At 73.3% G+C, this 9,458-nt stretch carries 11 protein-coding genes and 1 pseudogene; 11 read left to right on the forward strand and 1 reads right to left on the reverse strand.

Going from position 1 to position 9,458, the window contains the following annotated elements; genetic code table 11:
- The first annotated feature begins 72 nt into the window (after positions 1-72).
- The 11 genes from hisI to lgt all read left to right on the forward strand — a co-directional run bounded on the left by hisI (position 73) and on the right by lgt (position 8,929).
- The gene (gene hisI / locus ACN6LM_RS24200; RefSeq protein ID WP_445067472.1) at positions 73-456 is read left to right on the forward strand and encodes a phosphoribosyl-AMP cyclohydrolase; all 384 of its coding nucleotides are present in this window, start codon (positions 73-75) and stop codon (positions 454-456) included.
- Between the two features lie 11 nt (positions 457-467).
- The gene (locus ACN6LM_RS24205; protein ID WP_445067473.1) at positions 468-1,955 is read left to right on the forward strand and encodes an anthranilate synthase component I; all 1,488 of its coding nucleotides are present in this window, start codon (positions 468-470) and stop codon (positions 1,953-1,955) included.
- 53 nt (positions 1,956-2,008) lie between these two features.
- Positions 2,009-2,665 (forward strand): TIGR02234 family membrane protein, encoded by a 657-nt coding sequence (locus tag ACN6LM_RS24210; RefSeq protein ID WP_445067474.1) that lies wholly within the window; start codon positions 2,009-2,011, stop codon positions 2,663-2,665.
- A 121-nt stretch (positions 2,666-2,786) separates the two neighbouring features.
- Positions 2,787-3,035, forward strand: coding sequence for an HGxxPAAW family protein (locus ACN6LM_RS24215; RefSeq protein WP_445067475.1), 249 nt, complete (start codon positions 2,787-2,789; stop codon positions 3,033-3,035).
- A gap of 164 nt (positions 3,036-3,199) precedes the next feature.
- Positions 3,200-3,634, forward strand: coding sequence for a DUF2752 domain-containing protein (locus ACN6LM_RS24220; RefSeq protein WP_445067484.1), 435 nt, complete (start codon positions 3,200-3,202; stop codon positions 3,632-3,634).
- 127 nt (positions 3,635-3,761) lie between these two features.
- Positions 3,762-4,571: an indole-3-glycerol phosphate synthase TrpC gene (trpC, locus tag ACN6LM_RS24225; RefSeq protein ID WP_445067476.1), complete on the forward strand. Its 810-nt coding sequence runs from the start codon at positions 3,762-3,764 to the stop codon at positions 4,569-4,571.
- Between the two features lie 7 nt (positions 4,572-4,578).
- Positions 4,579-4,743 carry a tryptophan biosynthesis modulator TrpM gene (gene trpM / locus ACN6LM_RS24230; RefSeq protein ID WP_445067477.1) on the forward strand — a complete coding sequence of 55 codons (165 nt, stop codon included), beginning with the start codon at positions 4,579-4,581 and terminating at the stop codon, positions 4,741-4,743.
- Positions 4,744-4,861: 118 nt separating this feature from the next.
- Complete coding sequence (gene trpB / locus ACN6LM_RS24235; RefSeq protein WP_445067478.1) at positions 4,862-6,148, forward strand: tryptophan synthase subunit beta; 1,287 nt, start codon at positions 4,862-4,864, stop codon at positions 6,146-6,148.
- Positions 6,145-6,957: a tryptophan synthase subunit alpha gene (gene trpA, locus ACN6LM_RS24240; protein ID WP_445067479.1), complete on the forward strand. Its 813-nt coding sequence runs from the start codon at positions 6,145-6,147 to the stop codon at positions 6,955-6,957. The genes trpB and trpA overlap by 4 nt, the downstream gene beginning before the upstream one ends.
- 75 nt (positions 6,958-7,032) lie before the next feature.
- Positions 7,033-7,851, forward strand: coding sequence for a thioredoxin domain-containing protein (locus tag ACN6LM_RS24245; protein WP_445067480.1), 819 nt, complete (start codon positions 7,033-7,035; stop codon positions 7,849-7,851).
- A gap of 106 nt (positions 7,852-7,957) precedes the next feature.
- Positions 7,958-8,929, forward strand: a complete 972-nt coding sequence (gene lgt / locus ACN6LM_RS24250; RefSeq protein ID WP_445067481.1) for a prolipoprotein diacylglyceryl transferase — start codon at positions 7,958-7,960, stop codon at positions 8,927-8,929.
- A gap of 278 nt (positions 8,930-9,207) precedes the next feature.
- Here lgt and ACN6LM_RS24255 read toward each other — a convergent pair.
- Positions 9,208-9,458 (reverse strand): annotated as a pseudogene (locus ACN6LM_RS24255) (hypothetical protein); the annotation flags it as partial.

A 9,458-nucleotide genomic window follows, 5' to 3' on the forward strand; every position in this document is an offset into this window, starting at 1 on the left:
ACGACCGCCGTCCCCCGTCCGCCCAGTGGACGCCCGCCCGGACACCCCGCGCCCCCACGGCACAATGGGCCCATGAGCAGCACGCCCCAGCCCGGCACCCCCCGGACCGCCAGCGCCCTCGACCCCGCCATCGCCGCCCGCCTCAAGCGCGGCGCCGACGGGCTGGTCCCGGCCGTCGCCCAGCAGTACGACACCGGCGAGGTACTGATGCTGGGCTGGATGGACGACGAGGCGCTGCACCGCACCCTCACCACCGGCCGCTGCACCTACTGGTCCCGCAGCCGCCAGGAGTACTGGGTCAAGGGCGACACCTCGGGCCACATCCAGCTGGTCAAGTCCGTCGCCCTGGACTGCGACGCCGACACCGTCCTCGTCAAGGTCGACCAGACCGGCGCCGCCTGCCACACCGGCGACCGCACCTGCTTCGACGCCGACGTCCTGTTCCTCGCCCAGTAGGGTCTGCCGCCATGGACCTCGACACCTTCCGGAAGCTGGCCGTCGACCGGCGCGTCATCCCCGTCACCCGCCGCCTCCTCGCGGACGGCGACACCCCCGTCGGCCTCTACCGCAAGCTGGCGGACGAGCGCACCGGCACCTTCCTCCTGGAATCAGCGGAGAACGGCCGCACCTGGTCGCGCTACTCCTTCATCGGCGTACGCAGCGCCGCCACGCTGACCACCCGCGACGGCGAGGCCCACTGGCTCGGCACCCCGCCGGTCGGCGTCCCCGCCGACGGCGACCCGCTGCACGCCCTGCGCGCCACCATCGAGGCCCTGCACACCCCGCACGACCGGGAGTCCGGCCTGCCGCCCTTCACCGGCGGCATGGTCGGCTACCTCGGCTACGACATCGTGCGCCGCCTGGAGAAGATCGGCGAGAGCGGCGGCGACGACCTGAAGCTCCCCGAGCTGACCATGCTGCTCACCTCCGACCTCGCGGTCCTGGACCACTGGGACGGCAGCGTCCTGCTCATCGCCAACGCCATCAACCACAACGACCTGGCCACCGGCGTGGACGAGGCGTACGCCGACGCCGTCGTCCGGCTCGACGCGATGGAGCGCGACCTGCGCCGCCCCGTCGAGAACGCCCCCGCCGCCCTGCCGCCCTCCGAGCTGCCCCCGTACACCGCGCTCTGGGGCGGCCAGGCGTACCAGGACGCCGTGGAGGACGTGAAGGAGCGCATCCGGGCCGGCGAGGCCTTCCAGGTGGTGCCCTCCCAGCGCTTCGAGACCCCGTGCACGGCGAGCGCCCTCGACGTCTACCGGGTCCTGCGCGCCACCAACCCCTCGCCGTACATGTACCTCTTCCGGTTCGACGGCTTCGACGTCGCCGGGTCCAGCCCCGAGGCCCTGGTCAAGGTCGAGGACGGCCGCGCCATGGTCCACCCCATCGCCGGAACCCGGCACCGCGGCGCCACCCCGCAGGAGGACCAGGCCCTCGCCGACGAACTCCTCGCCGACCCCAAGGAGCGCGCCGAGCACCTGATGCTGGTCGACCTCGGCCGCAACGACCTGGGCCGGGTCTGCGAACCGGGCAGCGTCGAGGTGGTCGACTTCATGTCCATCGAGCGCTACTCGCACGTGATGCACATCGTCTCCACCGTCACCGGCAAGGTCGCCGAGGGCCGCACCGCCTTCGACGTGCTCACCGCCTGCTTCCCCGCCGGCACCCTCTCCGGCGCCCCCAAGCCCCGCGCCCTCCAGATCATCGAGGAGCTGGAACCCACCCGCCGGGGCCTGTACGGGGGCTGCGTCGGCTACCTCGACTTCGCCGGGGACTCCGACACCGCCATCGCCATCCGCACCGCCCTGCTCCGCGACGGCACCGCCTACGTCCAGGCGGGCGCGGGCGTCGTCGCCGACTCCGACCCGGTCGCCGAGGACACCGAGTGCCGCAACAAGGCGGCGGCCGTCCTCCGCGCCGTCCACACCGCCAACCGCCTCGGCGGCGCCTGAGCGGTGCGCCCGCGCCAGGGGCGCGGTGGGGCGTTCCGGGCCGGTGAGGGATAGTGGAGTACGTGAGTGCCGTCCCCGTACCCCAGCCCCGTACCGAAGCCGCCGCCGCGCCCGACAGTGCGGGGAGCCGCCGCACCCTGGCCGCCGGCCTGCTCCTCGGGGCGGCCGGCGCGACCGTCGTCCTGCTCGCCTCCGGGCAGACCTGGGCCGAGGGCAAGGCCCCGGTCGGCGGCGGCACCCTGCCGCTGAGCGCCGACGGGCAGGACGTCACCGGACTCCCCGCCGCCCTCGCGATCGTCGGCCTGGCCGCCCTCGTCGCCGTCTTCGCCGTACGCGGCGCGGGCCGGCGCGTGGTGGCCGGACTCCTCGCGCTCAGCGGACTCGGCGCCGCGCTCAGCGCCTTCCTCGGCGCGTCCGACAGCGGGGCGCTGGACGAGAAGGCCGCGCAGACCAGCGGCGACAGCGCCGCCACCATCACGGCTCTCAGCCACACCGCATGGCCGTACGTCACGGCGGCCGGCGGCCTGCTGATCCTGCTCGCCGGGCTGCTCGCCCTGCGCTTCGGCAGCCGCTGGCCCACGATGTCCGGGCGCTACGAGCGCGACGGAACCCCCCGCCCCCGCAAGGCCCCCCGCCCGCTCGACCCCGACCGGCCCGAGGATCTGTGGAAGGCCCTGGACCGCGGCGAGGACCCGACGCGCGAGGCATGACCCCCAGCTCACGTCCTACCCGCACGTACGGGACAATGACGGTGAGCTGGCACAGCGGCACGGGCCGTGGGCACAGCGACCCGAGCGATTCCAACAGCGCAACACCAACGAGGAGCAACTCATGGCGGGCAGCAGCCACGGACACACCCCGGCCGCCTGGACCGGTGTCATCATCGCCTTCATCGGCTTCTGCGTCGCGGGCGTCTTCATGGTCGCGGCCAACCCGGCCGGCTTCTGGGCCGGCATGGGCGTCGTCCTGCTCGGTGGTGTCGTCGGCGTCGCGATGAAGGCCGCGGGCCTCGGCATGCCGAAGGAGTCGGCCGAGCTGGCCGCCGCCCGCGCGCGCGCCGGCCAGGCGCAGACCTCCTGACCCCCGCACCACGTACGCCGGAGAGGCGCGGCCCGGACCGGGCTGCGCCTTTCCGCGTCAGCGGCGACAATCACCGGGTGGACGCAACGCCAACCCCCGCCGCCGCCTCTCCGGCCCCGGACCCCGCCCCGGTCCCGGCCCCCGGGCCGCCGCCCTTCGCCCCCGTGCCGGCCCCCCTCTTCCCCACGGCCCCCGCCGGCGCCTCGCGGCTGCGGCGGCTCGCCGTCCCGGTGGGCGTGCTCGCCGCCGTCGTCGGCGCCTTCGGGTACGTCGCCACCGTCGACCCGAACGAGCCCGGCCACTACCCCGTCTGCCCGCTGCTGCGGTTCACCGGCGTCTACTGCCCCGGCTGCGGCGGCCTCCGCAGCGCCCACGCCTTCGCCCACGGCGACCTGGCCGCCGCCTTCGGCGCCAACGCCCTCGCCGTGGCCGGTTACGCCGTCTTCGCCGCGCTGTGGACCGTATGGCTGATCCGCGAGGCCCGCGGAAGGCCCCTGCGGATCGGGCTGCGGCCGGCGCACTGGTGGGCGATCGGCGCCGTACTGCTGGTCTTCACGGTCATCCGGAACCTTCCCTTCGGCTCCGCGCTCGCCCCGTGAAGTCCCAGGTAGTGGGACAGCCGGCGGCCGGATGCGGGCCCAGCGCCCTGCTGCGGATAACATCGGAGTGGCTGATCCTGTGGCCTGCTACGTTTTTTTGTCACCGTTCCGGAAGGGGGCCGCTCGCGTGAGTGTGCTCGACGAGATCATCGACGGCGTACGCGCCGACCTCGCGGAGCGGCAGGCGCGCGTCGGCCTCGACGAGCTCAAGGAACGCGCTGCCCGTGCCCCCCGCGCCAAGGACGGCGTCGCCGCCCTGCGCGGCGAGGGCGTGACCGTCATCTGCGAGGTCAAGCGCTCCAGCCCCTCCAAGGGCGCGCTGGCCGCCATCGCCGACCCGGCCGCGCTCGCCGCGGACTACGAGGCCGGCGGGGCCTCCGTCATCTCGGTCCTCACCGAGGAGCGCCGCTTCGGCGGCTCCCTCGCGGACCTGGAGGCCGTCCGCGCCAAGGTCGACATCCCGATCCTCCGCAAGGACTTCATCGTCACCTCGTACCAGCTGTGGGAGGCGCGCGCGTACGGCGCCGACCTCGTGCTGCTGATCGTCGCCGCCCTCGAACAGGAGGCCCTGGTCTCCCTGATCGAGCGCGCCGAGTCCATCGGCCTCACGCCGCTGGTCGAGGCGCACGACGAGGACGAGGCCGAGCGCGCCGTCGAGGCCGGGGCCCGGATCATCGGCGTCAACGCGCGCAACCTCAAGGACCTCAAGGTCGACCGCTCCACCTTCGAGCGCGTCGCCCCCGAGATCCCCGACCACATCGTCAAGGTCGCCGAGTCCGGCGTCCGCGGCCCGCACGACCTGATCGCCTACGCCAACGCCGGCGCCGACGCCGTGCTGGTCGGCGAGTCCCTGGTCACCGGCCGCGACCCGCGGACCGCCGTCGCCGACCTCGTCGCCGCCGGCGCCCACCCGGCCCTGCGCCACGGACGGGGCTGACCCGGCCGTGTCCCTCCCGCACCCCGAGCCGATGCGCTGCGCGCTGCCCTCGTGGCACCGCGGCTGCCGGGCGCCCGCGCGCCGGGTGCACGGCCGGCGGGTGCGGTACGTGATCGGCGCCGAGCCCGGTCAGGTCAACGGCATGCGATGGCGCAGGAAGCGCGCGCTGTAGAGCGAGCCCGGCCGCCATCCCGCGTGTCCGGAACCGCGCCGGTCCAGGACCGGCGCGGCGCTCCGCTCACGGCGCAGACGGTGCGACCACCCCTGCGACGACGAGGAGCACGTTCCGCATGTCTTCCGACTTCTTCATCCCGGACCCGGAGGGTCTGATCCCCAGCGCCGAGGGCTACTTCGGCGCGTACGGCGGCAAGTTCATCCCGGAGGCGCTGGTCGCCGCCGTGGACGAGGTCGCCGTCGAGTACGACAAGGCCAAGGCCGACCCCGCGTTCGCCGCCGAGCTCGGCGAGCTGATGGTCCACTACACCGGACGGCCCAGCGCTCTCACCGAGGTGTCCCGCTTCGCCGAGCACGCCGGCGGCGCCCGCATCTTCCTCAAGCGCGAGGACCTGAACCACACCGGCTCGCACAAGATCAACAACGTGCTGGGGCAGGCACTGCTGACCCGGCGCATGGGCAAGACCCGCGTCATCGCGGAGACCGGCGCGGGACAGCACGGCGTCGCCACCGCGACCGCCTGCGCCCTCTTCGGCCTCGACTGCACCATCTACATGGGCGAGATCGACACCCGGCGCCAGGCGCTGAACGTGGCGCGCATGCGGATGCTCGGCGCCGAGGTCATCGCCGTGAAGTCCGGCTCACGCACTCTCAAGGACGCCATCAACGAGGCGTTCCGCGACTGGGTCGCCAACGTGGACCGCACCCACTACCTCTTCGGTACGGTCGCCGGACCGCACCCCTTCCCGGCGATGGTGCGCGACTTCCACCGCGTCATCGGCGTGGAGGCCAGACGGCAGATCCTGGAGCGGGCCGGCCGGCTGCCGGACGCGGCCGTGGCCTGCGTCGGCGGCGGCTCCAACGCCATCGGCCTCTTCCACGCCTTCGTGCCCGACCCGGACGTCCGCCTCATCGGCTGCGAGCCCGCCGGACACGGCGTGGAGACCGGCGAGCACGCGGCGACCCTGACCGCGGGCGAGCCCGGCATCCTGCACGGCTCGCGCAGCTACGTCCTCCAGGACGACGAGGGCCAGATCACCGAGCCGTACTCCATCTCGGCCGGCCTGGACTACCCGGGCATCGGCCCCGAGCACGCCTACCTCAAGGACGTGGGCCGGGGCGAGTACCGCGCCGTCACCGACGACGCGGCCATGCAGGCGCTGCGCCTGCTCTCCCGCACCGAGGGCATCATCCCGGCCATCGAGAGCGCGCACGCGCTGGCCGGGGCGCTGGAGGTCGGCAAGGAGCTGGGCAAGGACGGGCTGATCCTCGTCAACCTCTCCGGGCGCGGCGACAAGGACATGGACACGGCGGCCCGTTACTTCGGGCTGTACGACACCGACGGGGCCGTCGAGGCGGACGCCGACAGCGGTGCCGCGGAGATCGAGGGGGACGCGCTGTGAGCGGCAACGTCGAACTGCTGGACACCACGCTCGCCGCCACGCGGGCCGAGGACCGGGCCGCGCTCATCGCGTACCTGCCGGCCGGCTTCCCGACCGTCGACGGCGGCATCGAGGCCATCAAGGCAGCCGTGGCGGGCGGCGCCGACGTGATCGAGGTGGGGCTGCCGCACAGCGACCCGGTGCTCGACGGCCCGGTCATCCAGACCGCCGACGACATCGCGCTGCGCGGCGGCGTACGGATCGCCGACGTGATGCGCACGGTCCGCGAGGCTCACGAGGCCACCGGGGCGCCGATCCTCGTCATGACGTACTGGAACCCGATCGACCGGTACGGCGTCGAGCGGTTCACGGCCGAACTGGCCGAGGCGGGCGGCGCCGGGTGCATCCTGCCCGACCTGCCGGTCCAGGAGTCCGCCCTGTGGCGCGAGCACGCGGGGCGGCACGGCCTGGCCACCGTCTTCGTCGTCGCGCCCAGCAGCAAGGACGAGCGGATCGCCACCATCACCGACGCGGGCTCCGGCTTCGTCTACGCCGCGTCCCTGATGGGCGTCACCGGCACCCGCGCCTCGGTCGGCGCGCAGGCGGAGGACCTGGTCCGGCGGACCCGCGCCACGACCGATCTGCCGGTCTGCGTCGGTCTCGGTGTGTCCGACGCCGCCCAGGCCGCGGAGGTCGCCGGTTTCGCCGACGGCGTCATCGTCGGCACGGCATTCGTCAAGCGGATGCTCGACGCCCCCGACGAGGCCGCCGGGCTCGCGGGCGTCCGTTCACTGGCGGCCGAGCTTGCCGAAGGTGTTCGAAAGCGCTGACACCTGAGGTAACCCGAACGGGTGGACCTCGGTCCGGGGGGGGACGCGAGTCCCTCCCCGGGTCGTTTGCGCGGTGTGAGCGAGAAGAACGAACAGGGTAAGAGGGCCGCGCGAGACCGGCTGATCCAGCAGCGCGAGCAGGCGAAGGCGCGCGACCGCCGGCGCCGCACGCTGATCGTGTCCACGGCCGTGGTGGGGGTCCTGGGCCTGGCCGCCGTCGTCGGCGTGATCGCGGCGAACAGCGACGGCAAGAGCGACAAGTCCAAGGCGTCCGGGCCGGCCGTCGCCCCGTCCGGAGCGACCGGCAAGGACGCCCTGGCCATCCGGGTCGGCGCGGACGACGCCCCGTCCACCCTGACCATCTGGGAGGACTTCCGCTGCCCGGTCTGCGCCCAGTTCGAGACCGCGTTCCGCGACACGATCCACGAGATGGAACGCGACGGCCAGATCAAGGTCGACTACCACCTCGCCACGATCATCGACGGCAACATGGGTGGCAGCGGCTCCCTCAAGGCGGCCAACGCGGCCGCCTGCGCGCAGGACGCCGGCAAGTTCTCCGCGTACCACGACGTGCTGTACAGCAACCAGCCCGCGGAGACCGACGACGCGTTCGGAGACAACGACAAGCTGATCGAACTCGCCAAGAAGGTCCCCGGGCTGGACACGCCCGGCTTCCGCGGCTGCGTCGAGGACGGCAAGCACGACGCGTGGGTGGAGAAGTCCAACCAGGCGTTCCGCGACGGCGGCTTCCAGGGCACGCCGACGGCCCTGCTCAACGGGGAGTCGATCTTCCCGAAGAAGGGCGAGGAGGCGATCACCGTGGCCAACCTGAAGAAGTGGGTCGCCGAGGCCAACAAGGGCAGGAAACCGGCCACCGCCACGGCCACGCCGTAAGGCTCCCCGGGGGGCCGGCCGGGGGAATCGACGGCCCGCTCGTTACCCAGACGTTGCCGGGTGGGTTGTCCTACCTCCCGCCCGGCAGGGTAGCGTCGATGCTGCCATGAACCTTGCCTACATTCCCAGCCCGTCGACCGGCGTGATCGATCTCGGACCGATCCCGCTCCGCGGCTACGCGTTCTGCATCATCATCGGTGTCTTCGTCGCCGTCTGGTTCGGCAACAAGCGCTGGGTCGCCCGAGGAGGCACCACCGGCACCGTTGCCGACATCGCCGTCTGGGCGGTGCCCTTCGGGCTTGTCGGCGGCCGGCTGTACCACGTCATCACCGACTACCAGCTGTACTTCAGCGAGGGTGAGGACTGGGTCGACGCCTTCAAGATCTGGCAGGGCGGCCTCGGTATCTGGGGTGCGATCGCGCTGGGCGCGGTCGGTGCCTGGATCGGCTGCCGCCGCCGCGGGATCCCGCTGCCCGCCTGGGCCGACGCCCTCGCCCCCGGCATCGCCCTCGCCCAGGCGTGCGGCCGCTGGGGCAACTGGTTCAACCAGGAGCTGTACGGCAGGGCGACCGACGTCCCGTGGGCGCTGAAGATCAGCGAGGGCCCGAACCGGGTCGCGGGCACCTACCACCCGACCTTCCTGTACGAGTCGCTGTGGTGCGTCGGCGTGGCCCTCCTGGTGATCTGGGCCGACCGCCGCTTCAAGCTCGGTCACGGGCGGGCGTTCGCGCTGTACGTCGCGGCGTACTGCGCGGGGCGCGCGTGGATCGAGTACATGCGCGTGGACGAGGCGCACCACATCCTGGGCCTGCGGCTCAACGTGTGGACCGCGCTGATCGTGTTCGTGCTGGCGGTGACGTACATCGTGATCTCGGCGAAGGTGCGGCCGGGCCGCGAGGAGACCGTGGAGCCGGGTGCGCCGGAGGCGCCGGAGTCCTCGGACGAGGCGGACGAGGCCGAGGCGGGTGCGCCGGAGGCGCTGGAAGGCTCGGACAAGGCGGACAAGGCCGAGGCGGACGAGCCGGAGGCCGCGGATTCGCCGAAGGCGGACGGTACGGCGGAGGCCGCGAAGGGCTGACGCCGCGCGCTGGCTGGGTGAGGGGCTGCCGAGGTATTCGGCGGCCCCTTCGCCGTCGTGGGGTGTCCTCGATCGCCGGACGGGCTTGATATGGCCGCTCGCCGTTGAAACGGCTTCGCCGGACGGGCTTGATGTGGCGCCCGTCGTCGAATCGGCCTGCCGGACGGGCTTGATGTGGCGCCCGTCGTCGAATCCGTCCCGTCGGCTGAAGTGGGCGGTGCGGCGGAAATCCAGCCCGTCCGGCGATTGAGGACACGGCGGTCAGGCGGAGCGCCAGGTCACCGTTTTCGTTCGGCCAGCGAGAGTGTCCGTTGCGCTTGCGCAACCACCGCCGCGTCCACGAAGCGGCCGTCCGGGAGGGCCTGGGCCCCTGCCTGGTCCCGCGCGGCCTCCACGATCTCCCAGGCCGCTTCGACCTCCTGCGGCGTCGGGCGGAACGCGCGTTCGATCACCGGGAGCTGGCGGGGGTGGATCGCCGCCCGGCCCAGGAAGCCCAGGGCGGGGGGGGGGGGGGGGGGGGGGGGGGGGG

Source organism: Streptomyces sp. SAS_281 (assembly GCF_052542855.1).